This is a genomic window from Streptomyces sp. NPDC091282 (assembly GCF_044757385.1).
Classification (GTDB): Bacteria; Actinomycetota; Actinomycetes; order Streptomycetales; family Streptomycetaceae; genus Streptomyces; species Streptomyces gramineus.
The window spans coordinates 12,862-38,127 of the sequence record NZ_JBIVUX010000014.1 but is presented as its reverse complement, the minus strand read 5'-3'; the positions used below and the strand labels follow the sequence as shown (position 1 = coordinate 38,127).

At 70.5% G+C, this 25,266-nt stretch carries 28 protein-coding genes; 19 read left to right on the top strand and 9 right to left on the bottom strand.

What is annotated here, in order from left to right:
- Positions 1 to 143 precede the first annotated feature (143 nt).
- On the bottom strand, positions 144 to 935 hold the full coding sequence (locus ACIQOE_RS39650) for a class I SAM-dependent methyltransferase (protein ID WP_362648275.1): 792 nt from the start codon (positions 933 to 935) through the stop codon (positions 144 to 146).
- Between the two features lie 181 nt (positions 936 to 1,116).
- Here ACIQOE_RS39650 and mshA point away from each other — a divergent pair, with 181 nt between their 5' ends.
- From mshA to ACIQOE_RS39635, 3 genes are all read left to right on the top strand, one after another.
- Positions 1,117 to 2,454: a D-inositol-3-phosphate glycosyltransferase gene (mshA, locus tag ACIQOE_RS39645; protein ID WP_365559418.1), complete on the top strand. Its 1,338-nt coding sequence runs from the start codon at positions 1,117 to 1,119 to the stop codon at positions 2,452 to 2,454.
- Positions 2,447 to 2,947, top strand: coding sequence for a YbjN domain-containing protein (locus ACIQOE_RS39640; protein WP_362648272.1), 501 nt, complete (start codon positions 2,447 to 2,449; stop codon positions 2,945 to 2,947). Before mshA ends, ACIQOE_RS39640 begins: the two co-directional genes overlap by 8 nt.
- Before the next feature lie 132 nt (positions 2,948 to 3,079).
- Complete coding sequence (locus tag ACIQOE_RS39635; protein WP_401416943.1) at positions 3,080 to 4,795, top strand: glycosyl hydrolase family 28-related protein; 1,716 nt, start codon at positions 3,080 to 3,082, stop codon at positions 4,793 to 4,795.
- Here the strand turns inward: ACIQOE_RS39635 and ACIQOE_RS39630 are convergent.
- Positions 4,774 to 5,583, bottom strand: a complete 810-nt coding sequence (locus ACIQOE_RS39630; protein ID WP_362648266.1) for an AraC family transcriptional regulator — start codon at positions 5,581 to 5,583, stop codon at positions 4,774 to 4,776. The two genes, ACIQOE_RS39635 and ACIQOE_RS39630, sit on opposite strands and share 22 nt — an antisense overlap.
- Between ACIQOE_RS39630 and ACIQOE_RS39625 the strand changes: the two genes are divergently transcribed.
- Complete coding sequence (locus tag ACIQOE_RS39625) at positions 5,582 to 6,079, top strand: DUF2000 family protein (protein ID WP_401416941.1); 498 nt, start codon at positions 5,582 to 5,584, stop codon at positions 6,077 to 6,079. The two genes, ACIQOE_RS39630 and ACIQOE_RS39625, sit on opposite strands and share 2 nt — an antisense overlap.
- 139 nt (positions 6,080 to 6,218) lie before the next feature.
- Positions 6,219 to 7,376 carry a hypothetical protein gene (locus ACIQOE_RS39620; protein WP_401416939.1) on the top strand — a complete coding sequence of 386 codons (1,158 nt, stop codon included), beginning with the start codon at positions 6,219 to 6,221 and terminating at the stop codon, positions 7,374 to 7,376.
- A gap of 60 nt (positions 7,377 to 7,436) precedes the next feature.
- Here ACIQOE_RS39620 and ACIQOE_RS39615 read toward each other — a convergent pair whose 3' ends face one another.
- Entirely contained in the window at positions 7,437 to 8,774 is a 1,338-nt protein-coding gene (locus ACIQOE_RS39615) for an MFS transporter (RefSeq protein WP_365559409.1), read from the bottom strand.
- 165 nt (positions 8,775 to 8,939) lie between these two features.
- Between ACIQOE_RS39615 and ACIQOE_RS39610 the strand changes: the two genes are divergently transcribed.
- The 8 genes from ACIQOE_RS39610 (at position 8,940) to ACIQOE_RS39575 (ending at position 16,117) form a co-directional block, all read left to right on the top strand.
- The gene (locus tag ACIQOE_RS39610; RefSeq protein ID WP_351328289.1) at positions 8,940 to 9,701 is read left to right on the top strand and encodes a phosphoglyceromutase; all 762 of its coding nucleotides are present in this window, start codon (positions 8,940 to 8,942) and stop codon (positions 9,699 to 9,701) included.
- A gap of 364 nt (positions 9,702 to 10,065) precedes the next feature.
- The gene (locus tag ACIQOE_RS39605) at positions 10,066 to 10,668 is read left to right on the top strand and encodes a hypothetical protein (protein WP_401416937.1); all 603 of its coding nucleotides are present in this window, start codon (positions 10,066 to 10,068) and stop codon (positions 10,666 to 10,668) included.
- A 948-nt stretch (positions 10,669 to 11,616) separates the two neighbouring features.
- Positions 11,617 to 11,931, top strand: coding sequence for a hypothetical protein (locus ACIQOE_RS39600; RefSeq protein WP_401416935.1), 315 nt, complete (start codon positions 11,617 to 11,619; stop codon positions 11,929 to 11,931).
- A 219-nt stretch (positions 11,932 to 12,150) separates the two neighbouring features.
- On the top strand, positions 12,151 to 12,552 hold the full coding sequence (locus tag ACIQOE_RS39595) for a hypothetical protein (RefSeq protein WP_399012506.1): 402 nt from the start codon (positions 12,151 to 12,153) through the stop codon (positions 12,550 to 12,552).
- 120 nt (positions 12,553 to 12,672) lie between these two features.
- On the top strand, positions 12,673 to 13,065 hold the full coding sequence (locus ACIQOE_RS39590; RefSeq protein WP_401416933.1) for a hypothetical protein: 393 nt from the start codon (positions 12,673 to 12,675) through the stop codon (positions 13,063 to 13,065).
- 743 nt (positions 13,066 to 13,808) lie between these two features.
- Positions 13,809 to 14,333: a hypothetical protein gene (locus ACIQOE_RS39585; protein WP_401416931.1), complete on the top strand. Its 525-nt coding sequence runs from the start codon at positions 13,809 to 13,811 to the stop codon at positions 14,331 to 14,333.
- 401 nt (positions 14,334 to 14,734) lie between these two features.
- Positions 14,735 to 15,220 carry a DUF4265 domain-containing protein gene (locus ACIQOE_RS39580; protein ID WP_399012509.1) on the top strand — a complete coding sequence of 162 codons (486 nt, stop codon included), beginning with the start codon at positions 14,735 to 14,737 and terminating at the stop codon, positions 15,218 to 15,220.
- 330 nt (positions 15,221 to 15,550) lie between these two features.
- Positions 15,551 to 16,117, top strand: coding sequence for a Uma2 family endonuclease (locus ACIQOE_RS39575; RefSeq protein WP_390633385.1), 567 nt, complete (start codon positions 15,551 to 15,553; stop codon positions 16,115 to 16,117).
- 18 nt (positions 16,118 to 16,135) lie between these two features.
- On the opposite strand, the gene ACIQOE_RS39570 is transcribed toward ACIQOE_RS39575, so the two are convergent.
- The 3 genes from ACIQOE_RS39570 to ACIQOE_RS39560 all read right to left on the bottom strand — a co-directional run bounded on the left by ACIQOE_RS39570 (position 16,136) and on the right by ACIQOE_RS39560 (position 17,335).
- The gene (locus tag ACIQOE_RS39570) at positions 16,136 to 16,333 is read right to left on the bottom strand and encodes a hypothetical protein (protein ID WP_401416928.1); all 198 of its coding nucleotides are present in this window, start codon (positions 16,331 to 16,333) and stop codon (positions 16,136 to 16,138) included.
- A 115-nt stretch (positions 16,334 to 16,448) separates the two neighbouring features.
- Positions 16,449 to 16,724 (bottom strand): hypothetical protein, encoded by a 276-nt coding sequence (locus tag ACIQOE_RS39565; protein ID WP_362648244.1) that lies wholly within the window; start codon positions 16,722 to 16,724, stop codon positions 16,449 to 16,451.
- Positions 16,725 to 16,909: 185 nt separating this feature from the next.
- A complete protein-coding gene (locus tag ACIQOE_RS39560; protein WP_362648242.1) occupies positions 16,910 to 17,335 on the bottom strand; it encodes a VOC family protein in 426 nt (141 codons plus the stop codon).
- 168 nt (positions 17,336 to 17,503) lie between these two features.
- On the opposite strand from ACIQOE_RS39560, the gene ACIQOE_RS39555 reads away from it, so the two are divergent.
- Positions 17,504 to 18,469 carry an alpha/beta fold hydrolase gene (locus ACIQOE_RS39555; RefSeq protein WP_401416925.1) on the top strand — a complete coding sequence of 322 codons (966 nt, stop codon included), beginning with the start codon at positions 17,504 to 17,506 and terminating at the stop codon, positions 18,467 to 18,469.
- 69 nt (positions 18,470 to 18,538) lie between these two features.
- Here ACIQOE_RS39555 and ACIQOE_RS39550 read toward each other — a convergent pair whose 3' ends face one another.
- Both ACIQOE_RS39550 and phoU read right to left on the bottom strand, forming a co-directional pair.
- Positions 18,539 to 18,694, bottom strand: a complete 156-nt coding sequence (locus ACIQOE_RS39550; protein ID WP_351328265.1) for a hypothetical protein — start codon at positions 18,692 to 18,694, stop codon at positions 18,539 to 18,541.
- 243 nt (positions 18,695 to 18,937) lie between these two features.
- Entirely contained in the window at positions 18,938 to 19,627 is a 690-nt protein-coding gene (gene phoU / locus ACIQOE_RS39545; RefSeq protein WP_351328264.1) for a phosphate signaling complex protein PhoU, read from the bottom strand.
- A 225-nt stretch (positions 19,628 to 19,852) separates the two neighbouring features.
- Here phoU and ACIQOE_RS39540 point away from each other — a divergent pair, with 225 nt between their 5' ends.
- Positions 19,853 to 21,109 (top strand): ATP-binding protein, encoded by a 1,257-nt coding sequence (locus ACIQOE_RS39540; RefSeq protein ID WP_351328263.1) that lies wholly within the window; start codon positions 19,853 to 19,855, stop codon positions 21,107 to 21,109.
- Positions 21,106 to 21,786, top strand: a complete 681-nt coding sequence (locus tag ACIQOE_RS39535) for a response regulator transcription factor (RefSeq protein ID WP_010358452.1) — start codon at positions 21,106 to 21,108, stop codon at positions 21,784 to 21,786. Before ACIQOE_RS39540 ends, ACIQOE_RS39535 begins: the two co-directional genes overlap by 4 nt.
- Before the next feature lie 121 nt (positions 21,787 to 21,907).
- On the opposite strand, the gene ACIQOE_RS39530 is transcribed toward ACIQOE_RS39535, so the two are convergent.
- Entirely contained in the window at positions 21,908 to 22,585 is a 678-nt protein-coding gene (locus tag ACIQOE_RS39530) for a DUF461 domain-containing protein (protein ID WP_362648234.1), read from the bottom strand.
- 602 nt (positions 22,586 to 23,187) lie between these two features.
- Between ACIQOE_RS39530 and ACIQOE_RS39525 the strand changes: the two genes are divergently transcribed.
- The 3 genes from ACIQOE_RS39525 (at position 23,188) to ispF (ending at position 25,203) form a co-directional block, all read left to right on the top strand.
- Entirely contained in the window at positions 23,188 to 23,670 is a 483-nt protein-coding gene (locus tag ACIQOE_RS39525) for a CarD family transcriptional regulator (protein ID WP_003953493.1), read from the top strand.
- A 287-nt stretch (positions 23,671 to 23,957) separates the two neighbouring features.
- The gene (ispD, locus tag ACIQOE_RS39520) at positions 23,958 to 24,722 is read left to right on the top strand and encodes a 2-C-methyl-D-erythritol 4-phosphate cytidylyltransferase (protein WP_351328259.1); all 765 of its coding nucleotides are present in this window, start codon (positions 23,958 to 23,960) and stop codon (positions 24,720 to 24,722) included.
- Positions 24,712 to 25,203, top strand: a complete 492-nt coding sequence (gene ispF / locus ACIQOE_RS39515) for a 2-C-methyl-D-erythritol 2,4-cyclodiphosphate synthase (protein ID WP_401416922.1) — start codon at positions 24,712 to 24,714, stop codon at positions 25,201 to 25,203. The genes ispD and ispF overlap by 11 nt, the downstream gene beginning before the upstream one ends.
- Positions 25,204 to 25,266: the final 63 nt, after the last annotated feature.

Here is a 25,266-nt window from a genome sequence, read left to right as displayed (position 1 = left end):
CACGGGGAGGATCGTGCCACGTCACGCCGCAAACCGACAGAGGGAGCGGCCGGTGGCTTCCTCCCCTGGTTCCCCCCGGGACATGACGATCTCCCCGCCTTTGTGACGAACACCTCACCGAGATCGTTCCCGGTCGGCGGGGGTCAGTCCGAGGGCGCCAAGGCGCCCCAGGCCACCGTCACTTCTCCCTGCCGCCAGCGCGCCGCCGAGTCCGTGACCGGCCAGTCGCCCGCCAGGTCCCGCACCGCGCGTATCCACCGCTGCCGGGCGCCGTACGACGCGTAGGGCGCGGCGGCCGCCCAGGCGCGGTCGAAGTCCCGCAGGAACGCGTGCACCGGCTCACCCGGCACGTTGCGGTGGATCAGCGCCTTGGGCAGCCGCTCGGCGAGGTCCGACGGCCGCTCCAGGGAGCCGAGCCGGGTCGCGAAGGTCACCGTCCGGGGTCCCCCGGGTCCGAGCGCGACCCACACGTGGCGCCGCCCGATCTCGTCGCAGGTCCCCTCGACCAGCAGCCCGTCCGGCGCGAGCCGCGCGCACAGCCGCGCCCAGACGGCGGCGACCTCGCGCTCGTCGTACTGCCGCAGCACGTTGGCCGCCCGGACGAGCGACGGCCGCCCGGCGACCGGGATCTCGAACCCGCCGTGCCGGAAGACCAGCCCGTCCCGCTCGTACGGCTTCGCGGCGGCGACCCGGTCCGGCTCGATCTCGATGCCGACGACCCGCGTGCGCGGCGCGACGCCGCGCAGCCGGGCGAGCAGTTCGACGGCGGTCCAGGGGGCGGCGCCGTATCCGAGGTCGACGGCGACCGGGTCGGCGGCGCGGCGCAGGGCGGCGCCGTGCGTGGCGGCGATCCACCGGTCCATCCGGCGCAGCCGGTTGGGGTTCGTGGTCCCGCGCGTCACCGTGCCCACGGGGCGGGAGGCGCGGGTGGTCATGGGTACGAGGGTAAGCGCGCGCGTCTCTCACGCGCCCCGGCCTCGAACGGTTGAGCGATCACAGGTAATTCCCCGGTAAAAACCCTATTCCCAGGAATGGGAATCGAGACCTTCGCGTTGCACTGCCTGAGGGAGCCCCACACCCTCCCAGAGGCATGCCCGCATCAAGGAGGACCGCCACGTGAGCCAGTACGTCAGCAGGCTCGGGCGACGCTCCCCGTCGGCTGCTGCCCGGCTTCTCCGCAGCCGCCGCCCGCGTCGCGTCGCCATGCTCTCCGTGCACACCTCGCCGCTCCACCAGCCGGGCACCGGCGACGCCGGCGGCATGAACGTCTACATCGTCGAGCTGGCGCAGCGCCTGGCCGCCATCGACATAGACGTCGAGATCTTCACCCGGGCCACCTCCGGCGGCCTCCCGCCGACCGTCGAACTCGCCCCGGGCGTCCTCGTCCGGCACGTCGACGCCGGCCCCTACGAGGGCCTCGCCAAGGAGGACCTCCCGGCCCAGCTGTGCGCCTTCACGCACGGCGTGATGCAGGCCTGGGCCGGCCACCGCCCCGGCTACTACGACCTGGTCCACTCGCACTACTGGCTCTCCGGCCACGTCGGCTGGCTCGCCGCCCAGCGTTGGGGCGTCCCGCTGGTGCACGCGATGCACACCATGGCCAAGGTCAAGAACGCCAGCCTGGCCGACGGCGACACCCCCGAGCCCGCCGCCCGCGTGATCGGCGAGACCCAGATCGTCTCCGCCGCCGACCGGCTCATCGCCAACACCGCCGAAGAGGCCGGCGAACTCGTCCGCCACTACCGCGCCGACCCCGCCAAGGTCGCCGTCGTCCACCCCGGCGTGAACCTCGACCGGTTCCGCCCCGCCGACGGCCGCGCCGCCGCCCGCGCCCGCCTGGACCTCCCGCAGGACGCGCTGATCCCGCTCTTCGCGGGCCGAATCCAGCCCCTGAAGGCTCCCGACGTGCTGCTCAGGGCGGTGGCCGTGCTCCTCGACGAGCGGCCCGAGCTGCGCTCCTCGATCGTCGTGCCGATCGTCGGCGGCCCCAGCGGCAGCGGCCTCGCCAAGCCGGAGGGCCTGCAGAAGCTGGCCGCGCGGCTCGGCATCGCGGACGTCGTCCGGTTCCGGCCGCCGGTCGGCCAGGAGCAGCTCGCGGACTGGTTCCGGGCCGCCTCCGTCCTCGTCATGCCGTCCTACAGCGAGTCCTTCGGCCTGGTGGCGATAGAGGCGCAGGCGGCCGGCACCCCGGTCCTCGGCGCCTCCGTCGGCGGTCTGCCGGTGGCGGTGCGGGACGGCGAGACCGGCTTCCTGGTGCGCGGTCACGATCCCGCCGACTACGCGCGCGTGCTGTGCCGTTTCGCCGACGACCCGACCCTGGCGAACCGTTTCGGCGACGCCGCCGCCCGGCACGCCCAGTGCTTCGGCTGGGACGCCTCGGCCGCCGCCACCGCGGAGGTCTACACGGCCGCGACCCAGTCCCACCGCCGTCGCGTACGCTCGGCCCATGGGTGATGTCGACAAGGCCGCGCAGGTCATCGAAGGGGTCCTGAAGGACGCCGAACTGGAGTGGGAGAGCCCCGGCCCCGGCAGTTACGTCGTCCAGCTGCCCGGCACCCGCAAGCTGCGGACGACCGTCTCCCTCCTCGTCGGCCGCCACTCGCTCTCCCTGAACGCCTTCGTGATCCGGCACCCCGACGAGAACGAACCGGCCGTCCACCGCTGGCTCCTGGAGCGCAACCTCAAGCTCTACAGCGTGAGTTACGCCGTCGACCGGCTCGGCGACATCTACGTCACCGCCCGGCTCCCGCTCGCCTCCGCCACCCCGGACGAGATCGACCGGCTGCTCGGCCAGGTCCTGGAGGCGGCGGACGGCGCCTTCAACACCCTCCTGGAGCTGGGCTTCGCCGCCGCGATCCGCAAGGAGTACGCCTGGCGGGTGTCCCGCGGCGAGTCGACCCGGAACCTGGACGCGTTCACGCATCTGATCGAGCGTCCGACCGACTGACATCAGGTCCCGACCTGATTGACACCCGCACGACCCTTTCGACGTGACCGGGTGTCGTGGCATGCTCACGGCCGACGCACATATGAACAACGTTCACAACCATGAATAGCCGCCATGGGAAGGACGTACGGAATGAGCACCGCGCACCACGGCATGACGAGACGGGGCCTGCTTGCCGGCGCCACGGCGGTCGCCGCCACCGCCGTCACCGGCACCCCCGCCCGCGCATCGGACCCGTCCGGCGCACCGAACACGTCCGGCACACCCGGCACACCCGGCGCACCGGGCCCGTCGGGCGGTCAGGTCCCCTCCCTCTGGCGGGAGTTCACCCGCGCTCCCTTCACTCACCCGCAGATCCCGTACGTCGGCCGGGCCGGCGCGGCCCGGATCCGCCGCCTCCCGGTGGTGGCCGACGTCCGCGCGTTCGGCGCGGTGGCCGACGGCGTCACCGACTGTGCCCCCGCGATCAACCGTGCCATCGCCGCTGCCGCCAGGGCCGGCGGTGGCACGGTCACCATCCCGCCCGGCACCTTCCGCATCGACGGCCTGGTCCTTCTCGGCTACGACAACGTGGTGCTGCGCGGCGCCGGCAGCGGCCGTACGACGCTGTACGCGACGAAGAACCTCACCGAACTGATCGGCCCCTACGGCTCCCGCTACGGCGGCACCAAGTCGGCGTGGTCCTGGGCCGGCGGCCTCATCTGGCTCGCCCCCAAGGCCCGTTGGGACTCGCTGACCGCCGCGATCAGGGCGCAGGACTGGCCGTTCGAGGGCTGGACCGGCAACAAGCGCGACGAATGGGAGGAGTTGACCCAGATCGCCCCGGCCCGCCGCGGCCAGTGGACGATCACCGTCACCGACCCGTCCCGGCTGCGCCCCGGCCGCCTGGTCCTGCTCCGCGTCGCCGACGACGCCGGCCACACCCTCCTGCAGCACATGTCGGGCGACGGCCCGGGACCGGCCGCGTACTACTGGGATGACAAGACCAAGCTCCTCTCCTACGTCCCCTACGAGTGGCCCGTCCGCGTCACCGCCGTGCGCGGCCACCGGGTGACCCTGGAACGCCCGCTCCCGCTGGACCTCAGGCCCGAGTGGAACCCCCAGCTCACCACCCACGTACCGGAGTTGACCGGCGCCGGCGTCGAAGGACTCACCCTGGACGTGATGGAGACCCCGCAGTCCCCGCACCTCCTCGACAAGGGCTACAACGGGGTCGTCCTGCAATGCGCCTACGACTGCTGGGTGGACGACGTCACGGTCCGCAACGTCGACAACGGCTTCGGCCTGGTCGCCGCCTCCGCCTGCACCCTGCGCCGCACCCGCGTCGGCGGCCGCGGCGAGCACCACCCCTACTTCTGCCGCGAGGGCTCCCACGACAACCTGGTCGAGGACTTCACCGTCGAGCAGCGCACGGTCCCGGCCCCCTCCGACACCCAGCTGCACGGCATCAACGTCGAGGGCCTGTCCTCGCACAACGTGTGGTCGCGCGGCGAGATGCGGATGGGCACCTTCGACTCCCACCGCGGCCTGCCCTTCGCCAACGTCCGCACCGACATCACGGTCGACAACAACGGCCGGCACGGCGGCGACGCCAACGCCGGACCGCTCTTCGGCGCCCGCTTCACGCACTGGAACGTGCGCGTCACCAACGGCCGCGCGGGCCTGATGCGCCTCGACGGCCTCGCCCCCTGGTCCGCCACGGTCGGCCTCAACGAGGTGACCGAGTTCGACCAGACCGACGTCCCGGACTTCACCGGCGACCTGCACTCCCGCCTGGAGCTGTACGGCACCTGGGACGCGGTACGGCCGCGGAACCTGTACGAGGCTCAGCGCGCGCTGTCCCGGTAGCGCCCCGGGGTCACCCCCACCAGCTTCTTGAAGTGCCGGGTCAGATGGGCCTGGTCGTAGAAGCCGGTGGCGGTGGCCGTGTCGCCTGGCGGGACGCCGTCGAGCAGCAGCCGGCGGGCCCGGCCGACCCGGCGGGACATCAGGTACTGGTGCGGGGCGATGCCGTACGCGCGGCTGAACGCCCGTACCAGGTGGGCCGGGTGGGCGTGCAGCAGCCGCGCGGCCTCGGCCAGGGCGAGCCCCTCGTCGACCCGTTCGTCGAGCAGGTCGCGCAGGGCGCCGGCGAGCACCGGGTCCGGCGGCCGGGGCGGCGCGGTGAGCCGGGGGCGGAGCAGAGCGCGCAGCCGGTCGCCGATCAGGGTGAGCCGGCTCTCGGCCTCCAGCTCGTCGCCGCGGCGGGCGAGGGAGGCGTGCAGCCGGCCGACGCGCCGCCGCAGCAGCGGGTCGCGCAGGTCGGGGCCGTCGACGGCCGCGCCGATCAGCTCGTCGCCGAGGAGGGTGCCGTCCAGGTACACCACGCGCTTGCGGAAGCCGTCCGCGGTGGCCGGGGAGCCGTTGTGCGGGACGTGCGGCGGGAGCAGCGAGACCGTGTCGCCCGGGGTGCCGTGCTCATGCCGTTCCAGGTCGTACCGTACGGCGCCGTCGTCCACGATGAGCAGCGTCCAGGCGTCGTGCACGTGCATCGGGTACGCGTACTCGGTGAAGTGCGCGTGGAAGACCTCCGTGACGCCCGGTACGAGGGGGCGCCAGGCGGTGACTTCCTCCGTGAGGTGCTGCCGGGCGGCCATGCAAACAACGTACAAGACGAGGCCGCAGGGCGATCGGCAGTCTCATGGCATGAGCACCGAGCCCCACGCCCCCGCCTCGTCCGACGTCCGCTTCGACACCAAGATCGCCGTGCTGCTCCGCGACGACCTGGAGCCCTGGCAGCGCCTCAATGTCACCGCGTTCCTGGTCAGTGGCCTGGGCACGGCGGTCCCCGAGGTGATCGGGGAGCCGTACGAGGACGCCGACGGGGTGGCGTACCAGCCGATGTTCCGGCAGCCGGTGCTGGTCTTCGAGGGCACGAAGGAGACGATGACGGCGGCGCACGCGCGCGCCCTGGGCAGGGCCCTGCCCCGGGCCGTGTTCACCGCGGACCTCTTCACCACCGGCAACGACCGCGACAACCGCGCGGCGGTCCGCGCGGTCCCGACGGCGGAGCTGGACCTGGTGGGACTCGCGGTGTACGGGCCGCGGAACGGGGTGGACAAGGTGCTGAAGGGGGCGCGGATGCATCCGTGAGGGGGAGGGGGGACGCGTCGGCCAGGACCGGACGGGTGCGTCGTTCGGTTGGACCGGCCGGTGGAATCGTGGCGCGTGACCGGGTGATCCGATCATCACACTCGTCCCGTTCACCGGCGTACGACGCATCTGACTTGTCATGCGACTCATCGGATTCAGCAGCATGGCGGCGGTGGCGGCGGTCGTCGCGAGCGTGACGGGCGTGACGGGCGGAACGGCGTCCGCCGCGGGCCAGGACGACACCACCCGGGTGCCGTGCAGCTCGACGGCTCTGACCACTGCCATTGTCGCGGCGTCAGCGGGGGAGACGCTCTCCCTCTCGTCCGCCTGCACGTACCACCTGACCTCGCCCTTCAGCAGCGGCGAGGGCCTGCCGCCGATCGCCGACCGGCTCACGGTCCTCGGCAACGGCGCGACGGTCGTCCGGGACGGGAACGGCACGGCCGCGTTCCGGATCTTCCACGTCACCTCCGGCGGCAACCTCCGCCTGGAGGACCTCGCCGTCCGCGGCGGGAACAGCAGCGGCGACGGCGGGGGCATCCTGGTCGACTCCGGCGGCAAGCTCACGCTGGCCGGCGTCGACGTGACCGACAACACCGCGACGGGCAGCGGCGGCGGTGTGGCGGTGCCGGCGGGCGCGACGGCCGTCGTACGGCGTGGCTGGATCGCCTTCAACAACGCGACCAACGGCGGCGGGCTGTACACCGGGGGAACGCTGAGCGTGGACGACTCCGAGTTCACCCGCAACCACGCCCGCACCGTCGGCGGCGCCCTCGCCAGGGTCTCCGGCAACGCCTACGTGCACGCGAGCCTCGTCAGGCGCAACACGTCGGCCGTCGGCGGCGGCGGGGTCGTCAACGGCGGGGGCGGGACGCTGGAGTTCGGCGACAGCAAGATCGCGAACAACACGACCGGCGGCACCACCGGCGGCGGCATCCAGAACCTGTCGAACCTCAGGCTGGAGAAGACCGAGGTCAGCGGCAACGTCGTCGGGGGCACCACGGGAGCCGGCGGCGGCATCCACAACTCCACGACCACCGCGGTGCTCGTGCTGAGCGGCAGCGAGATCCTCCGCAACAGCGCGAACGGCAACGGCGCCTCCCGGGCCGGCGGCATCTACAACAACGCCGGGTCGGTCACCCTCGACCACAGCCACGTCCGCGACAACGCCTCCACGGTGGCGCCGGGCGGCGTCTACACGACGAACCAGTTCACGGTGACCTCCTCCTCCGTCACCCGCAACATCCCGACCAACTGCGCGGGCAGCCCCGTCGTGGTCACCGGCTGCACGAACTGAACCGGGCCGGACGGGGCGGGCGCCGCGGGCGCGGGACGCAGGACGGAGCGCGCGGGCCGGTCAGGCGAGCGCCTCGGCCCCGCCCCCGGCCTCGACGGCGCCCGCGTCCTTCACACCCGGCACGCGCTCCTCGGCCGCACGCTCCCCGACCACACCCCCACCCTCTTCGACCACGCGCTCCTCGCCGGTGCGTTCGTCCGGCAGCTTGCGCATGAGGACCCCGTACCCGAAGGCCGCCGCCGTCCCCACGACCGCGCACACGCCCCACAGCCACCGCGCGCCGAACCGGTCGATGACGACACCGGACAGCAGCGGCGCGATGAGCGCGGCGGCCGACCAGGACATCGTGTACATCCCCTGGTACCGCCCGCGCCCGTGCACCGGCGACAGCCGCACGACGAGCCCCGTCTGGGTGGGCGCGTTGACGATCTCGGCGAGCGTCCACACGCACACGGTGAGCGCGAAGACGCCGACGGACCCGGCGAACGCGGTGAGCCCGAACCCGTACCCGGCGAGCAGCGACGAGACGGTGAGCAGCGACCGCGGGTCCCGGTGCTCGATGAACCGGGTGACGGGGATCTGGAGGACGACGATGAGCACGCCGTTGACGGCGATGGCCGTGCCGTAGTCCGCGGGCGAGAACCCGGCCTCGCCCATCGCCACCGGCAGCCCCACGGATCCCTGCTGGAAGATGAGGGCGACGAGGAAGGACAGGCCGACCACGGCCATGTACCGCCGGTCCCGCACCACGGTCCGCAGGCTCACCTCGCCGCCCGGGGCACCGGCGCTCCTCGCGATCCGCTCCGGCCGGGACTCCGGCAGCTTCACGAAGACGAGGACCGCGCAGACGGCGGTCATCCCGGCCTCGATCAGGAACCCGGCGCGGTAGCTGACCTCGGCGATGAACCCGGCCGCCATCGACGACACGGCGAACCCGAGGTTGATGGCCCAGTAGTTCAGCGAGAACGCCCGCACCCGGTCCTGCGGCCGCACGATGTCGGCCATCATCGCCTGCACGGCCGGCCGGGAGGCGTTGGAGGCCATGCCGACGAGGAAGGCGACGGCGGCGATGGCGACGGGGTCCTGGACGAACCCGAGCAGGGCGACGGCCGCCGCAGTGGAGCCCTGGGCGACCAGCAGGGTCGGCCGCCGTCCCAGCCGGTCGGCCATCACCCCGCCGGCCAGCGAGGAGACGACCCCGCCCAGCCCGTGCAGCGAGGCGACGAGGCCGGCGTAGGAGGCGCTGTAGCCGCGGTCCAGGGTCAGGTAGAGGGCCATGAACGTGGCGACGAAGGCGCCCAGCCGGTTGACGAGGGTGCTGGTCCACAGCCACCAGAACTCACGGGGCAGACCCGCTACGGTCTCCCGGACAGCGCGTCGCAGGGCGACGGACGGCATGGCTCCCCCAGGGCAAGACGTAAGTGCTGCTAGAGATGATCGGACCTTACTTTTGATCCGCTCAACTGAGCCACTCAATTAACAAAAGCCGTCAACTGTCCGACGGCTGGGACGGCCTCCGGGCGGCGGCTCTGCGCCCCGAAACCGTGGATTACGCTCTGACCCATGGCCGACGCACCGTACAAGCTGATCCTCCTCCGCCACGGCGAGAGCGAGTGGAACGCGAAGAACCTGTTCACCGGCTGGGTGGACGTCAACCTCAACGAGAAGGGCGAGAAGGAGGCAGTCCGCGGCGGTGAACTCCTCAAGGACGCCGACCTCCTCCCCGACGTGGTCCACACGTCGCTCCAGAAGCGCGCCATCCGCACGGCGCAGCTCGCCCTCGAAGCGGCCGACCGCCACTGGATCCCGGTCCACCGCAGCTGGCGCCTGAACGAGCGCCACTACGGCGCCCTCCAGGGCAAGGACAAGGCGCAGACCCTCGCGGAGTTCGGCGAGGAGCAGTTCATGCTGTGGCGCCGCTCGTACGACACCCCGCCCCCGCCGCTGGCCCGCGACGCCGAGTACTCCCAGTTCGACGACGCGCGCTACGCCACGCTGCCGCCGGAGCTGCGCCCGCAGACGGAGTGCCTGAAGGACGTCGTCGTCCGCATGCTCCCGTACTGGTTCGACGGCATCGTCCCCGACCTCCTGACCGGCCGCACGGTCCTCGTCGCCGCCCACGGCAACAGCCTGCGCGCCCTGGTCAAGCACCTCGACGGCATCTCGGACGCCGACATCGCGTCCCTGAACATCCCGACGGGCATCCCCCTCTTCTACGACCTCGACACCGACTTCAAGCCCCTCACCCCGGGCGGCCGCTACCTCGACCCGGAGGCGGCAGCAGCGGCGATCGAGGCGGTCAAGAACCAGGGGAAGAAGAAGTAACACGCACTGATCAAGCCCCCTGCCCGCGGGTGTTCCGTCGGTAGGGGGCTTGTCGCTGTACTGGAGCCGTCTCTGTGGCCTCAGCTGCTTGGTTGGCCCGTCACGTCACACGGCAGGACCAAACGATCGAGCGATACAGCAGCGGCGCCCGTGGCAGGACCGCAGACCGAGCGACTGGTCTGGAAGGGTTGGCGTCAGACCTCTCGTCTAGGTTTGGCCCGTTGCTCACAACCGTTCCCATGCCGGGGCGCTCCGCGAGCCTGACCTGCCGCCCTACCAGGTTGTCCTTGCGGAAACCAACTGGGGCTCGCTCCAGACGGCTTTCGGGTCAGGTGAGGACCTTCCCAAGATTCTGACGCGCCTCTTGGAGCCCGATCCCAAGGTCCAGGTCACCACTTTGTGGGAGCTGGGCGAGCTGGTCAGCCACCAGAACACCATTTACGAAGCCACCGCCCCCGCCGTCATGTACGTCGCCGGCATCCTCACCCACCCGGCGGCCATGACGCGACGGCCCTATCGCGACCGCCCCATCCTCGCGACGTTGTTGGGCTGGCTGGCCTTCACCGTTCACGACGCCTCCGACGAGATCGTCGCCCGCAACGAGGATTACTTTCCCGGCTTCCTCGCCCGCGACACCACCGTGGCGGACTTCCGGGACCGGCGCCCGATGCTCTACAGGGCCGTCGCGCCCTTCCTGCATGACAGCCACGAGGATGTGCGTGAAGCCGCCGCCATCGCCGCGCTCCTCCTCGCCGAACACCCCGCGCTCACCGGGCACCGTGCTCACCTTGCCGTGCACGCGCGCCGCATCCTGGACACCAGCACCAACGACCCCAACCGTCGCGTCGCGTGGAGGGCCCTCGAAGCATGGGGTCACCATCCGCCCGGCCCGGAGCCTCTCTCCGAGGAGGGCCAGGACCGAGGGCCGCACAGCGGTGGCCGCGGCGATCTCGAACCTCCCTTCTGACCGATACGCGCACAGCACGCCTGCGGACCATGGCAGCAGGGGAGACACACCGACCCAAGGTCGCGCGTGCCACATCCGTGCCGGAACGGGCGGGGAACCACGGGGAATGGCGGGGACGAGGCCACCGATCAGCCAGCCTCCGCGCCCGCTTTGCCGCAGGTCGGCTAGGCAGCCCTCCCGCCGAGAACCCGAGCTTCCCAAGCTCAGGGCTTCGGCCACCGGATACGCGATGGCCACCTGACGCGTGATTCTGTAGCTTGCCCCCATGACCGACAATCGAAGGGGCAATGCCGCGTAGGCGCCCGTCAGCCCTGCGGGGCGACCTCCCTGTCCGCCCCTGGCGACGGCGACGGTACCCGTTCATTGATCGCCTTTCAGGTTCCTGCACAGCTGACCTGCGTCGGCTGGAGCGGACCCGCTTCTGCCCCGAAGCCACAGAAGAAGCGTTCTGGCACTGGCAGGCCTATGCCCATGGACCCCTCAGACATCTTCTAGACCCCCTCACGGGTCCCGATTGCGGCATCCCTGAGTGCGGGTGTTACGGCGGCGGCTTCCGTGAGCACCTCGAAGCCGTGCTTCACGCGCTGCCCAGGAAGAGCGCACGTGAGTTGCGTGCCCTCGTGCGGGCCCTCGACGAGAAGATTCTGGCAAGGGCCAGGATCATCCCAGCTGACAGCCTGGACGCGCCATGGTGGCAAGGCCAGCTCTAGGACCATGGTCGGCCGTCTCAGTTTCCGTCTCATTCAGCCCCGTTCACGGCTGGTCAGGCGAGACCCGAAGCCGTCCCTGCACCGGCGGCCAGCCGTCCATGAACGCAGGTGAACGCCCCTGCACTCGCGCCGGTAGCCCACCACCACAGTTGGAAAAGGTGTTGGTCTCGCGCGGTCGAGCGGTGAGGTGTTGCGACCTCCTGTCGACAACGGTCACCGCCTTAATGATGATGGGCCAATGCTCGAGTTCAGTTGGCCGGACCGCTCCCTGCTGCCGGCCTCGGATGTCATAGGCCAGAGCTGGCCAGCAACGGTCTCCGCACTACCCCTCGGCTCTCACGTCAGTGGACGGGTCATCGGCCGACAACCGTTCGGCGTATTCCTCCTCCTCGACGGCGTGCCGAATGCAGTTGGCCTTGCCGAGATCACTGCCATGCCTCACCGCATGGAACTGCCTGCCTTGGGCGCCACCGTAGCTGGCGAGGTGATCTGGCACGCGGACCACAACTGTCAGGTGAAGATCCGCCTCGATGAATGGCATTTGCCCGGCTGATCACCCCCTGGCCGCCGCAGCGCTGCACCACTACCGCACCAGAACGAGCGGGGAGCAGCGGGGAACCACGGCGAACGCGGCCGACCATAGAAGGACCACAGGCTGAACGTTCGCCCAGGTCAGCGCCCCAACCGCCCCCAAATGCCCGCAGCTTCCCAAGCTGAGGTTCCCTCGTTAAGACGGATCTTGCTGTCAGACCTGCGCTGTACGGTCCGCTCCATGGCTGAGAGACCGACGACGAACTGGCGCAGGGGCATAGCCAAGGAGGCCGCGGAGCTTGCCGCCGGCACCCTGGATCCCGACTGCGCGTGCATGGTCGAGTTGTTCCCCGAAGAGCTCTTGCTGGAGACCGATGCCGTCCTCGACTTGTTCGAGGCCGAGTTGCCCATGCTCACCGAAGGAGACGACCCACGGATCTACGCTGCAGTGGAGCGCGTCGTCCTGGCCCTGAACGCCGTAAACGAAGCTCACGACGAGTGCGCCTTCGAAACCGATGAGCGCGAGCAGTTGTGCGCCTACATCGATGAGGCGCTCACCGAACAGGGAGTCGACGTCGCGGCCCTGACCGCCAGGCACGGGCTCGGCCGGCACGAGCTCACGGACCGGTGGCGGGACTGGTGAGCAACGCCATCGTCGTGAGAGATCAGGGTCGACTGTGGCCAGCGAGAGGAGTGTCTACGAGCGCGCGATGAGCTACGACATCTACTTCTTGAGCCGACGCGACGGGCAGTCCTGGAAGCGATGGAAGACGCGGCCGAGCACAGCGAGCCGATCCCAGCCCGCCTCCTTGAAGCTTGGGAACGCATAGTCCCGCAGGCCCGGCTGCTGCTGGGCGAAGTGGACATCACGGAGTACGAACATGAGTCGCGAGACCTCAGCCACTCGGGCACCGGCATCGACCTGTCCGTCTTCGGTGACGAGGTAAGCATCACCGTGCCCTACTGGCATGCAGGGGAAGACGCTGCGGTCGTGCTCGGCAAGATCTTTGCCCTGGCGGCCATCGTCGGGAAGGAAACGGGGCTGACTGCCTACGACCCCCAGACGGAATATCCGCTGGCGGAGGGCCAACCGCAAGGCGCGATAGGGATGATGTCGAGGGTCACCGAGGATTTGCGCAGCCGCTTCGGTGGTTGATCAACCACCGACGGAGGCGTGGCGGAGGCCGGTGGGGGTGCAGCGAGGCACACGCGCGCCTGATCGGTCGGCGCACCCGCCGTCGTGGCGGACTGTCGTCGGCTGAGGTACAGGCCTCAACGATTCTCCGGCTCTGTTCAGTGTGAAGGCGTGAAGCCAGCGGACTGGTCGAGGTGGAACACGGAGCCCCGAGCCGTCGGAGTCCAACCCTCTCGCAGAGCGAGCCGAACAGCCGCGACAACATCGGACGGCAGCACAGGCACAGCTCCTCGACCGATCCAATTGCTCGGATGCGGCTGGTCAGTGGTGACCACGAGCGTCGTACCTGAGGTGTCCGCATGCTCGACCGCGAACGTGCAAGGCGACCATGCCAGGCCCTGGTCATACGTCGGCCTGCCTCGCAGCCGCCACCGGTAGACCGTGCCGTCGACAGCGATCCGTCGTGACCCCTTGCGGACCAGTGCCACAACTCCTCCCTTCAACAGCGAAGATGCTAGCGAGCCTGCTCCCGCTGTCCGTCTCAGTTTCCGTCTCATTCAGCGCCGTTCACCGCCGTTCAGGCGAGACCGAAGCCGATAGCCGCTCCCATGGCCAACCGCCCATGAACGCAGATGAACGGTCCTGTACACACCCCATCGCCCCACCACCACAGTTGGAAAGCGTGCACAGGCTTCCAGCTACCCTGCTCCACGTTCCTGGACCAGGCCAGGGCGAGTAGAGGTTGGCGAACTTCGGGGGCATCGGTGGGTATCTGGGACGCGAAGATGGACAGCGAGCGGGCGCAGTGGGTCTTTGTGCCGCAGGTCAGTGTGGGGCCCCTTCACTTCGGGATGGCCCCCGACGACGTGAGTGCAGCCCTCGGAAGCGAGGCCTCGGCCCGTCGCCTTGTCCAGCGTTCGTCAGGCGACTACGAACTCGTCGAGTCGCAGTTCACCGAGTCCGGGGTGACCGTTTACTACACGATGGGGCAGACCTTGGCCTGCGTAGCCGTCGATGCTCTTGCCGGCCCGCAGGTCATGCTGGACGGCACTGCTCTCGTCGCCCGCGTGCCGTCCGAGGCCGAGGACTGGTTGTGCAAGCACGCCGAAGCCGACGAATTCGACCTCATCTATACGCACGCGGCAGATCCGGGCTCGGGGGATCTCGGACTCATCGTGCGCGCTCAACGAGCAGGCGACATCGTCCTCACCCGGCCGCTCTTCCTCATCCGCGAGTGGGCTGAGAACAGTTGGGACTGTGTTCCCGGCCAAGAATGGTCGACGTTCTGACGCGCACGAGACATGGCAGCTGCACCACAGCCGCACCAGATCGAGCGGGGAACAGCGGGGAATCACGGTGAAAGCCGCCGAGGCCGACAGGGCAGCGCCCAGGCCGTTCGCCCAGGTCAGCGCACGAGCGGGCCACCAAAGCCCGCAGCTTCCCAAGCTGAGGGCTCCGGCATTGTCGTCACGGTCGGCCGTCGTGGCCTGCTCTGGTCGACGGCATCGCCAGCGTGGCTGGGGCAGGTGGGGGTACAGCGAGGCATACGCGCGCCTGATCGGTCGGCGCACCCGACGTAGTGGCTGACTGTCGTCGGCTGAGGCGCAGACGAACCTGCGTCCAACTCTCACCAGACCTCTCCCGTCACCCACCTCCGGCAGGCGTGGCAGGACTGTGCATCCTGGGCACCATGACGAACCCCGAAGGCCCGTACGTGAAGGTGCATTTCCGGCTGGAGATCGAGGACGAGTGGCCCCCGGCGTCGGTGGAGAGTCTGTGGGCGGTCGACCAGGGCGACGGCACCGCACGGCTCGACAACATTCCGTGGTTCGTCCGCGGCATCGCCTGCGGGGACGTCGTGGCCACCCAGCCTGACGAGGAAGGTGTGCGGTGGGCCGGCGACGTGGTCCGGCGTTCGGAGAACTGCACCATCCGCCTCATCGTCCTCCGAGACGGCGGTTCGGGAGCCGCACGGCAGAGCGTGATCAACGCGTTCCACAAACTCGGCGTCGACGGCGAGGGCATCGAGAGGTTCCGTATGGTCGCCCTGGACGTCCCGCCTACCGCTGATCTCGCCAAGGTGCAGAGGCTGCTCCGGCACGGGGTGACCAAAGAGTGGTGGCACATGGAAGAGGGCTGCATCACCGCGCAGTGGCGAGCCGCTTCCGTCGGCTGACGCCGTTCAGCGCGCCCATGGCTGGGCCGTCTCTGGGCCGTCCGAGGACGCTCGACAGTCGCCGATGACGACCACCGAGGACCACCAAGCGCACGAGCCCGTCGCCCCTGAACAGCGAAAACCCAGCTCACCAAGATCCCCGGCAGGACCCAGGGCAAGAAGAAGTAACGCGACGCTGTCAAGCCCCCGCCTGCGGCTTCTCGGCAAGGCGGGGGCTTGTTGGTGACTGCGGGTGGCAGTCGATCGGAGACCGGCCGTTCCTTCGAGGGATGGACAGTACGCTGAGTCCAGCGGGATCGGGCCCGCCGCACGGTGTCCGGGAGGTGTCTCATGACGGCCGAGATGGTGGCCCCTGCGTGGATGCATGAGCAGATCACGGCCGAGGAGTACGAGTCCTGGTCCGAGGAGCAGTGCGTCGGCATCGAGATCGTGGACGGAATGGTCGTCGTGAGTCCGAGCGCCTCGAAGCGGCACAACCGGCTGGCGCGGATCCTGGCGAACGCCCTGGACGCCGCCGCCGGGCCGGAGTGGAACGCCGACACGGACTTCGATGTTCGGCTTCAGGACCTGCCCCTCACCAATCGCCGTCCGGATGTCGTCGTGTACCGCGCGGACACGATCGACATCAGCCCCACCCGCCCGGAGCACGTACTGCTGGTCGCGGAGGTGGTGTCGCCGGGTTCGGAGACCACCGACCGGATCGTCAAGGTCGACCAGTACGCCAAGGCGGGCATCGCCTTCTACTGGCGGATCGAGCAGGCCGCGACGGGCGTCCCGCTCGTGTACACCTACGTTCTCGACCCCGCGACGAAGACCTACCGTGACGGTGACGTGTTCGCCGGAGCCGTCAAGGCGGCGGCCCCGTTCCCGGTGGAGATCGACCTCAACCAGCTCTGACCTGGGCACTGCTTGCCGTCAGGTGATCGCCGGCGTGGTCCCGTCGGGCAGTGCGCAGGCTTCGCCGGCGTAGGCGCGGGAGACGACGTGTCCGCCGGCTGCCGCGCAGTCGTCCCGTGAGATGTTCGGCGCCGACGCGGCCCCGGCACCGGCGGCGCTCACGCCGATGAGGGTGGCCGCGGCCAGGGCGAGGCCCAGGATTCTTCGTATGCGCATGATGTCCTCCGCCTCCCGGGCACCTTCGTCCGGCCTTCGGGAGCGAGGGGCTGGTGACGTCGGCGCCCTCCTTCTCAGGATGGGCACTCCCCGCGGGGGCCGCGCGGCGGGTGCGTCACCGCGGTTCGTGGGCCGCCGCCCGGCAGGCCGCGGTCGCTCCGCCGCCCGCCGCCCCGGCTCCGGTCAGCCCGGTCACACATGTCTGAAGGTCTCCGGACACGCCACGGCCGCAGGCCGCCGTGACCGCGTCGGAGGCGGAGGCACCGGCCCGTTCGGCCATCTGCGTGCAGGCGGGGATGTCCGCCCGGGCCGCGGGCGCGGCGAGGACCGTGCCGCCGAGGGCGAGGGTCAGGCCGGTGAGGGCACCGGCGAGCCGGGTCGACGTGCGCATGGGGGGACCTGCCTTCCGGGTCGGTCGCGCGGCCCCGGTACAGGCCGCCCGGTCCGAGCCGCACCGGTACGCGGCTTCCGGTAGGCGGCCTCCGGACAGTCGACGGGACCCCGGGCGGGGGCCCTCGGGTCCCTCACTCCAGCCTCGCACCTCGGCGCCCGCCCGTCCTGACCACCCGGCGGGGCTCAGTCGAGGCAGAACTCGTTGCCCTCGACGTCCCGCATCACGATGCACGAGTCGTTCTCGTCGTGCAGGAGCCGTTCGCGTACCGCGCCGAGCGGGACCAGGCGGGCGCACTCCGCTTCGAGCGCGGCGAGACGCTCGTCGCCCACGAGCCCGGTGCCGACCCGTACGTCGAGGTGGACGCGGTTCTTGACGACCTTGCCCTCGGGAACGCGCTGGAAGTACAGCCGGGGTCCGGCGCCCGAGGGGTCGGCGCACGCGGCCCACGAACCCCGTTCCTCCGGAGGCTGCGAGTGATCGTATGCGTCCCAGGAGGCGAACCCGCGCGGCGTCGCCATGACGTACCCCAGCACCTCGCACCAGAAGCGGGCGACACGCACGGGCTCCGCGCAGTCGAAGGTGACCTGTACCTGCCTGATCGTTGCCATCGGCGCACCCTAACAAGGTCGTTGGCGGCGGGCCGCCGGTTTTCCGGACGAGGACGACGGGGCGGTGCGCGCCGCGGGCTTGCCGGTTCGGCAAATGTGTTCGTGGTCCCGTCCGCGCCGCTCCCATGATCCGTGGTGAGGCGACGAAGCCGCGATCGAGGAGGGCTCATGGAAGGTACGCATCGGGTTGTTTCCGGTGGTGGACGGCGGATCCATCTCGTCGAGCAGGGAGCCGGGCCCCTCGTGCTGCTCGTGCACGGCTTCCCCGAGAGCTGGTACTCCTGGCGGCACCAGCTGCCGGTGCTCGCCGCGGCCGGATACCGCGCGGTCGCGATCGACGTGCGGGGGTACGGGCGTTCCAGCGGGCCCGCCGCGCCGGACGCCTACCGGATGGCCGAACTCGTCGAGGACAACGCCTTCGTGGTGCGCGCGCTCGGTGAGGAGACGGCCGTGGTCGTCGGCCACGACTGGGGTTCCGTCATCGCGGCGAACTCCGCGCTGCTCAGGCCGGACGTCTTCCGCGCGGTGGGGCTGCTGAGCGTGCCGTACGCCCCGCGCGGCGGCCCGCGGCCCAGTGACGTCTTCGCGGGGATGGGCGGTGAGGAGTTCTACGTCTCGTACTTCCAGGAGGCGGGGCGCGCCGAGGCGGAGATCGAGCCCGACGTACGGGGCTGGCTGGCGGGTTTCTACGCCGCCTTCTCCGGCGACACCATGCCCGGACCCGGCGCTCCCGATCCCCATTTCGTCGGCGAGGGCGGCACGTTGAGGGAGCGGTTCCCCGCCGGACGGCTGCCCGGCTGGCTCGGTGAGCGCGATCTCGATGTGTACGCCGGGGAGTTCGAGCGCACCGGGCTGACCGGAGCGCTCAACCGGTACCGGAACATGGACCGCGACTGGGAGGACCTCGCCGCCTACGACGGTGCCGCGATCACCCAGCCGTCCCTGTTCGCCGGCGGCGGCCTGGACGCCTCCACGACCTGGCTGGCCGACGCCGTCGCGGCGTACCCGGTCACCCTTCCCGGCCTGGTCTCCTCGCATCTCCTGGACGGCTGCGGCCACTGGATCCAGCAGGAACGGCCCGACGAGATCAATGAATTGCTGGTCGGCTGGCTGGACGCACTGCCCGCCGTCTGACGGCGGTACGCGACCCGTGCGAAGGGCCCCCGACCGGAGTCGGGGGCCCCTCGTGTGTCGGACCTGTGCTCAGCCGCACTGGCAGGGGCTGCCCGACTGGCAGCCGCAGCCGCAGCCCGAGCCGCACCCGCACGCGCCGATGACGAGAAGGTTCTTGATCTCGGCGGGCTGCTCGGTCTCGCGCTGCTGTGTGGGGTCGGGCGTGGTGCTGGGGGATTCGGCCATGGATCCCTCCTAGAGGTCCCTAGGGGCAGAGCGTGGTGCCCCGCCCATCTCATGCCCTGCCCATTTCATGCCCGTTTCACCGGGCGCATCAACGGCGCACAGTGGCGCCCACACGCCCGCCCCACACCCCGCGAGCCCCCGGGCCCGCCGGCGACCGGTGAGCGCCCGGCCCCTCGGCACCCCGCGAGCCCCGGCCCGCCCACGCCCCGCGAGCCCCGGCCCGCCCACGTCCGCGCTCCGGGGTCAGGCCCCCTCGACGCCCGTCACCGGCTGGATGTCGGGCTGCAGCTCGTCCGCGTGCTCGCCGGTGACCAGGAAGACGACGCGCTTGGCGACGGCGACCGCGTGGTCGGCGTACCGCTCGTAGTAGCGGCCGAGCAGCGTCACGTCGACGGCGGTCTCGATGCCGTGCTTCCAGCGGTCGTCCAGCAGGTGCTGGAAGATCGTGCGGTGCAGCAGGTCCATCTCGTCGTCGTCCTGCTCCAGTTGGAGGGCCAGGTCGACGTCCTTGGTGATGATCACCTCGGCGGCCTTGGCCATCAGGCGCTGGGCGAGCTGGCCCATCTCCAGAATGGTCGCGTGCAGGTCGTGGGGGATCGCGTTCCCGGGGTAGCGCAGCCGGGCGAGCTTCGCCACGTGCTGGGCGAGGTCGCCCGAGCGCTCCAGGTCGGCGGACATGCGCAGCGACGTGACGACGATCCGCAGATCGGTCGCCACCGGCTGCTGGCGGGCCAGCAGGGCTATCGCGCGGGCCTCCAGGTCGTGGTGGAGCTCGTCCACCTTCTGGTCGGCCTCGATGACGCTTTCGGCCAGCTTCAGGTCGCCGTCGAGGATCGCCGTCGTGGCGCGCCCGATCGCCGATCCGACGAGCCGGGCCATGTCGACCAGGCTGTCGCCGATCGAATCGAGTTCCTCGTGGTACGCGTCCCGCATCAGGGTTCCCTCTCGTGCGTGTGTGTTCTCCGGGGCTCCGGGGGCCGGGGCCCGTGGCCGAAACCAGCTGCGAACCCCACGCTCCCATGTTCGGGTCCCCGCGCGTCCGTTTCTGCCCTCGCAAATGAACCAATACTGGCTCCAAGGTGAACTCTGGGCGACGAGTGTTCGAGCTGACACCTCGCGGACTGTGGGGATGTCGTACGCCCTGCTTAACCTGTTTGCATGGACGTGAACGCGGCGGTCGCCGCAGCGGCAGCGATCGCCGGTGTACTTACCGGTGTCATCGCCATGCTGGCGTTCCGCTGGAGCGAACGCGACCAGAAGCGACCGACCAGGACTTCTCTGCACACCGACCCCGTACTGCCCCCGGGCGTGGACACCGTACTGAGCGTCCTGCGCTCCTCCGCGGTGGTCCTCGACGAGGGCGACATCGTGGTGAAGGCGAGCTCGGCGGCGTACGCCCTCGGACTGGTGCGCGGCGGCAAACTCGCCGTCGAACCGATGCTCCAGATGGCCCGGGACACCCGGCGCGACGGCGAGATACGCCAGGTCGAGCTGGATCTGCCCCGGCGCGGCACCGGACGCGGCGAGGCGCTCGCCGTCTCCGCCCGGGTGGCGCCGCTGGGCTCCCGGCTCGTCCTGCTCCTCGTCGAGGACCTCACCGAGGCCCGCAGGATCGAGGCGGTACGACGCGATTTCGTGGCGAATGTCAGCCACGAGCTGAAGACCCCGGTCGGCGCACTCTCCCTCCTCTCCGAGGCCGTCATGGACGCCTCGGACGATCCGGAGGCCGTGCAGCGCTTCGCCGGTCGCATGCAGATCGAGGCCACGCGCCTGACCAACCTGGTCCAGGAGCTCATCGACCTGTCGAGAGTGCAGAACGACGATCCGCTGGAGGACGCCGAGCCGGTCCGGGTGGACGAACTCGTCGCCGAGGCGATCGACCGGTGCCGCCACCAGGCCGGCACCAAGCAGATCACCATGGCCGCCGGCGGCACCGCCGACCTGCACGTCTGGGGCAACCGCGGCCAGCTCGCGGCCGCCCTCGGCAACCTGGTCGAGAACGCCGTGAACTACTCCCCGGCCCGGACCCGCGTCGGGATAGCCGCCCGCCGGCTCACCGCGCCCGGCGGCGACATGATCGAACTTGCCGTGACCGACCAGGGCATCGGCATCACCGACAAGGACAAGGAGCGCATCTTCGAGCGCTTCTACCGCGTCGACCCGGCCCGCTCGCGGGCCACCGGCGGTACCGGTCTCGGTCTCGCCATCGTCAAGCACGTGGTCGCCTCGCACGGCGGGGAGGTCACGGTGTGGAGCGCCGAAGGCCAGGGCTCCACTTTCACCCTCAGGTTGCCGGAGGCGGGCGCGGCTCGTGACCGCGCCTCGCAGCACCCCGATCCCGACCTCGATGACGAGGCCGGCACCACCGAGTCATCCCCGTACGAACCGCTTCCCGCCCCGGAGGTCCTTCCGTGACCCGAGTGCTCGTCGTCGAGGACGAGGAGTCCTTCTCCGACGCCCTGTCGTACATGCTCCGCAAGGAGGGCTTCGAGGTCGCAGTGGCGGCCACGGGCCCCGACGGACTCGACGAGTTCGAGCGCAACGGCGCCGACCTCGTCCTCCTCGACCTGATGCTGCCCGGCCTGCCGGGCACCGAGGTCTGCCGCCAGCTGCGCGGCCGGTCCAACGTCCCCGTCATCATGGTGACGGCCAAGGACAGTGAGATCGACAAGGTCGTCGGGCTCGAAATAGGAGCCGACGACTACGTCACCAAGCCCTTCTCCTCCCGCGAGCTGGTCGCCCGGATCCGGGCCGTCCTGCGCCGTCGCGGCGAGCCGGAGGAGGTCACCCCGGCCGCCCTGGAGGCCGGTCCGGTCCGCATGGACGTCGACCGGCACGTGGTGACGGTCTCCGGCTCCAAGGTCGACCTCCCCCTCAAGGAGTTCGACCTGCTGGAGATGCTGCTGCGCAACGCGGGCCGCGTCCTGACCCGCATGCAGCTCATCGACCGGGTCTGGGGCGCCGACTACGTCGGTGACACCAAGACCCTCGACGTCCACGTCAAGCGCCTGCGCGCCAAGATCGAGCCCGACCCGGGTGCCCCGCGCTACCTGGTGACGGTCCGCGGCCTCGGCTACAAGTTCGAGCCGTAAACGGCGGGCTCGGCCCCGGTCCGCCGCCCGTCACGGGCCGGACGCACGGGCCGGACGACCGTACGGCGAAGGGCGGCCCCCCTCGGGGGTGCCGCCCTTGTCGCGTTGTCCGGACGACCGGTCAGCCCGCGTTCGTCGACTCCGACGCCGAGTCGCTCGGGGTGGCGCCCTCGGACGGCTTGTTCTTGCCCTTGGCGCTCTCGCTGGCCGTGGAGCCCGCGGCCGGGGAGCCCGAGGCCGAGGAGGAGGCCGAGGAAGAGGCGGACGAGGACGCGGAGGCGGACGGGACCGCGCTCGGGCCCCAGCCCGTGAAGAAGCTCTCGGCGGGCACGACGAACGCGCGCAGGCTGACGTCGCCGGTCCTGCTGAAGGTGAACGTGATCTTCTGCGCGTTGCCGTCCTTGACCGCCTCGCGGCTGCTGCCGAGCACCGCGGACGCGTTGCCCTTGCCGCCGATGATCAGGCGGCCGCCGGCCGCGATGGTCAGCGGCTGGGACTTGGTGGCGTGCAGCTCGGCGGTCTTGTTGGTGCCGGCGACGACGATCGACTGGAGCGTCTCGGGCTGGGTGCCGGTGTTGAAGACGGTGGCGGCGACCACGGCCGGGCCGGTCGACGTCAGGTCGGGCTGGGTGATGACGGTCGCGTTCTGGACCTTGATGGCACCGACACTCGTCGCTGCGTTGTCCGGCTTGATCTCCAGCGTCTGGGAGTTGTTGCCGGCACCGCACGCGGAGAGCGCGGCGACGGAGACGGCGATGGCGGAGGCGGCGAGGGCGCCGCGTCGAAGGCTGCTGCTCACGGCGGCGGCAACTCCTTGAACGCACGGGCGGCCCCCTATAAAGCCGCCCTAAGTGTCTGTCAGCGGCCTTAGGTTACCGAGCCGTTCCCGCGTGGTCGCACCCGACCCTCCCCAAGCCCCCCGCTTCTCTTGCGGAGCTGCACCCTCACAGCCGCACAAGCGACTCCGCGGTCACTTTGGACGGCGCTCGTCGGGCATTCACATAACTGGTTCGCGACACCACGCGCAAAATTTCCGTGAAGGAATGCGGGACCGCCGGGAAAATTGATCACGTCCCGTTCGGCCGCACGCCTGTGATCAATTCTGGAAACGTCTCCGATCCGGCATCGGCAACCGAACGGAGTAGCGGAAGTCGTACGCTTGGAAGCGGACAAATGGGGACGTTCGACCACTTGGGCGGCCCTGTGAAGGTGTGTGACGGGCAGGTTTCGGCTTGCCCGGAGAGCCGCTCCGACCTGCGAATACCTGGTTCCGGACGGCCCGCGCAGCACGTTCCACTCGCTGTTGTCAAGCCCCGAGATATGCCCTGACCTGCGAAAACGCCATTCAGAACCGCCGGTTTCCGTGTTACCCTGGATAGCCACGGAAGGGGTACCTGTCACATGACGTTCAAGGTTGGCGACACCGTGGTCTATCCCCATCACGGGGCCGCGCTGATCGAGGCTATCGAAACTCGCCAGATCAAAGGCGTGGACAAGACCTACTTGGTGCTGAAGGTCGCCCAGGGTGACCTGACGGTACGTGTGCCAGCGGACAATGCGGAGTTCGTCGGCGTGCGTGATGTGGTCGGTCAGGACGGGCTGGACCGGGTCTTCGAGGTGCTGCGCGCGCCGTACGCCGAGGAGCCCACGAACTGGTCCCGTCGTTACAAGGCAAACCTGGAGAAGCTCGCCTCCGGCGACGTCATCAAGGTCGCGGAAGTCGTGCGTGACCTGTGGCGTCGTGAGCGCGAGCGCGGACTCTCCGCCGGTGAGAAGCGCATGCTCGCCAAGGCCCGCCAGATCCTGGTGAGCGAGCTCGCCCTCGCGGAGAACACGAACGAGGACAAGGCCGAGGCCCTGCTCGACGAGGTCCTCGCGTCCTGACGCGGCCCAGCTCGGCACGCCGAAACTCCGCACACTGATAATGCCGCGGTGCCCGATGACACACCTGTCGCCGGGCGCTGCGGCATGTCTGTGTCCGGAAACCGGCGCTCCCGGAACTCCCGCCCCGGCCGGAACACCGCTACCGCCGGCCGAACCCCGATACTAGGCGTGCCGGGCCCGGGCTGCTGGCTCGACCAGTGTCACGGAAGGGTCCGGTCAAGGCGTCGCGCCCGGCACTTCCCAGGCCATACCCACGCCAGGCCCGCACACAAACCTGACAGGAACCGATGTCTGACGATTCGCGTCCTTCGCGTACGGAACGGGGTACGGAACCGCGTACCGCCGCCGTGATTCCCGCCGCCGGCCGGGGCGTACGGCTCGGTCCGGGCGCTCCCAAGGCGCTCCGCGCGCTGAACGGCACGCCGATGCTCGTCCACGCGGTCCGCGCGCTGGCCGCCTCCCGGGCGGTCTCCCTGGTCGTCGTGGTGGCTCCCGCCGACGGCGCCGCCGAGGTCAAGTCCCTCCTCGACGCGCATGCCCTGCCCGACCGCACCGACTTCCTCGTCGTCCCCGGCGGAGACTCCCGCCAGGAGTCGGTCAGGCTCGGCCTGGACGCGCTGCCCCCCGACTACGACATCGTCCTCGTGCACGACGCGGCCCGTCCGCTGGTCCCCGTCGACACGGTCGACGCCGTGGTCCAGGCGGTCCGCGACGGCGCTCGGGCGGTCGTCCCCGCCCTCCCGCTCGCCGACACGGTCAAGGAGGTCGAGCCGGCCCGGGTCGCCGGTGACCCGGAGCCCGTGCTCGCCACCCCCGAGCGGGCCCGCCTGCGGGCCGTCCAGACCCCACAGGGCTTCGACCGCGCGACGCTGGTCCGCGCCCACGAGACGGTCACCGACAACGTCACCGACGACGCCAGCATGGTCGAGCAGCTCGGCGGACCGGTCGTGGTCGTCCCCGGCCACGAGGAGGCCTTCAAGGTCACCCGTCCCCTCGACCTGGTCCTCGCCGAGGCGGTCCTGGCCCGCAGGAGGCTGAACGATGGGTTCTGAGGTTCTCCTGCCGCGCGTCGGCATCGGCACCGACATCCACGCCTTCGAGGAGGGCCGCGAGCTGTGGTGCGGCGGCCTGAAGTGGGAGGGAGAGGGACCGGGCCTGGCCGGCCACTCGGACGCGGACGTGGTCGCGCACGCTGCGTGCAACGCGCTGTTCTCGGCGGCGGGCCTGGGCGACCTGGGCCGGCACTTCGGCACCGGCCGCCCGGAGTGGTCGGGCGCCTCCGGCGTGACCCTGCTGACGGAGGCGGCCCGGATCGTCCGTGACGCCGGATTCCTGATCGGGAACATCGCCGTACAGGTCGTGGGGCCGCGTCCGAAGATCGGCAAGCGCAGGGCCGAGGCGGAGAAGATCCTCTCGGAGGCGGCGGGCGCACCGGTCTCCGTCTCCGGCGCCACCACGGACGGCCTCGGATTCCCGGGCCGCGAGGAGGGCCTCATGGCGGTGGCGACGGCGCTGGTCGTCAAGGCGGCGTGAGCGGTCGCACCCGAGGGGCGCGGGGAACCGCGTGACGAGCCACAGCGCACCCGCACCTCGCAA

Coding starts and splice junctions, on each gene's coding strand:
- ACIQOE_RS39650 (WP_362648275.1), bottom strand. CDS start 935: ATGACCACCCGCGCCTCCCGCCCCGTGGGCACGGTGACGCGCGGGACC.
- ACIQOE_RS39640 (WP_362648272.1), top strand. CDS start 2,447: ATGGGTGATGTCGACAAGGCCGCGCAGGTCATCGAAGGGGTCCTGAAG.
- ACIQOE_RS39635 (WP_401416943.1), top strand. CDS start 3,080: ATGAGCACCGCGCACCACGGCATGACGAGACGGGGCCTGCTTGCCGGC.
- ACIQOE_RS39625 (WP_401416941.1), top strand. CDS start 5,582: ATGCAAACAACGTACAAGACGAGGCCGCAGGGCGATCGGCAGTCTCAT.
- ACIQOE_RS39630 (WP_362648266.1), bottom strand. CDS start 5,583: ATGGCCGCCCGGCAGCACCTCACGGAGGAAGTCACCGCCTGGCGCCCC.
- ACIQOE_RS39620 (WP_401416939.1), top strand. CDS start 6,219: ATGCGACTCATCGGATTCAGCAGCATGGCGGCGGTGGCGGCGGTCGTC.
- ACIQOE_RS39615 (WP_365559409.1), bottom strand. CDS start 8,774: ATGCCGTCCGTCGCCCTGCGACGCGCTGTCCGGGAGACCGTAGCGGGT.
- ACIQOE_RS39610 (WP_351328289.1), top strand. CDS start 8,940: ATGGCCGACGCACCGTACAAGCTGATCCTCCTCCGCCACGGCGAGAGC.
- ACIQOE_RS39600 (WP_401416935.1), top strand. CDS start 11,617: ATGCTCGAGTTCAGTTGGCCGGACCGCTCCCTGCTGCCGGCCTCGGAT.
- ACIQOE_RS39595 (WP_399012506.1), top strand. CDS start 12,151: ATGGCTGAGAGACCGACGACGAACTGGCGCAGGGGCATAGCCAAGGAG.
- ACIQOE_RS39590 (WP_401416933.1), top strand. CDS start 12,673: ATGGAAGACGCGGCCGAGCACAGCGAGCCGATCCCAGCCCGCCTCCTT.
- ACIQOE_RS39580 (WP_399012509.1), top strand. CDS start 14,735: ATGACGAACCCCGAAGGCCCGTACGTGAAGGTGCATTTCCGGCTGGAG.
- ACIQOE_RS39575 (WP_390633385.1), top strand. CDS start 15,551: ATGACGGCCGAGATGGTGGCCCCTGCGTGGATGCATGAGCAGATCACG.
- ACIQOE_RS39570 (WP_401416928.1), bottom strand. CDS start 16,333: ATGCGCATACGAAGAATCCTGGGCCTCGCCCTGGCCGCGGCCACCCTC.
- ACIQOE_RS39565 (WP_362648244.1), bottom strand. CDS start 16,724: ATGCGCACGTCGACCCGGCTCGCCGGTGCCCTCACCGGCCTGACCCTC.
- ACIQOE_RS39560 (WP_362648242.1), bottom strand. CDS start 17,335: ATGGCAACGATCAGGCAGGTACAGGTCACCTTCGACTGCGCGGAGCCC.
- ACIQOE_RS39555 (WP_401416925.1), top strand. CDS start 17,504: ATGGAAGGTACGCATCGGGTTGTTTCCGGTGGTGGACGGCGGATCCAT.
- ACIQOE_RS39550 (WP_351328265.1), bottom strand. CDS start 18,694: ATGGCCGAATCCCCCAGCACCACGCCCGACCCCACACAGCAGCGCGAG.
- phoU (WP_351328264.1), bottom strand. CDS start 19,627: ATGCGGGACGCGTACCACGAGGAACTCGATTCGATCGGCGACAGCCTG.
- ACIQOE_RS39540 (WP_351328263.1), top strand. CDS start 19,853: ATGGACGTGAACGCGGCGGTCGCCGCAGCGGCAGCGATCGCCGGTGTA.
- ACIQOE_RS39525 (WP_003953493.1), top strand. CDS start 23,188: ATGACGTTCAAGGTTGGCGACACCGTGGTCTATCCCCATCACGGGGCC.
- ispD (WP_351328259.1), top strand. CDS start 23,958: ATGTCTGACGATTCGCGTCCTTCGCGTACGGAACGGGGTACGGAACCG.
- ispF (WP_401416922.1), top strand. CDS start 24,712: ATGGGTTCTGAGGTTCTCCTGCCGCGCGTCGGCATCGGCACCGACATC.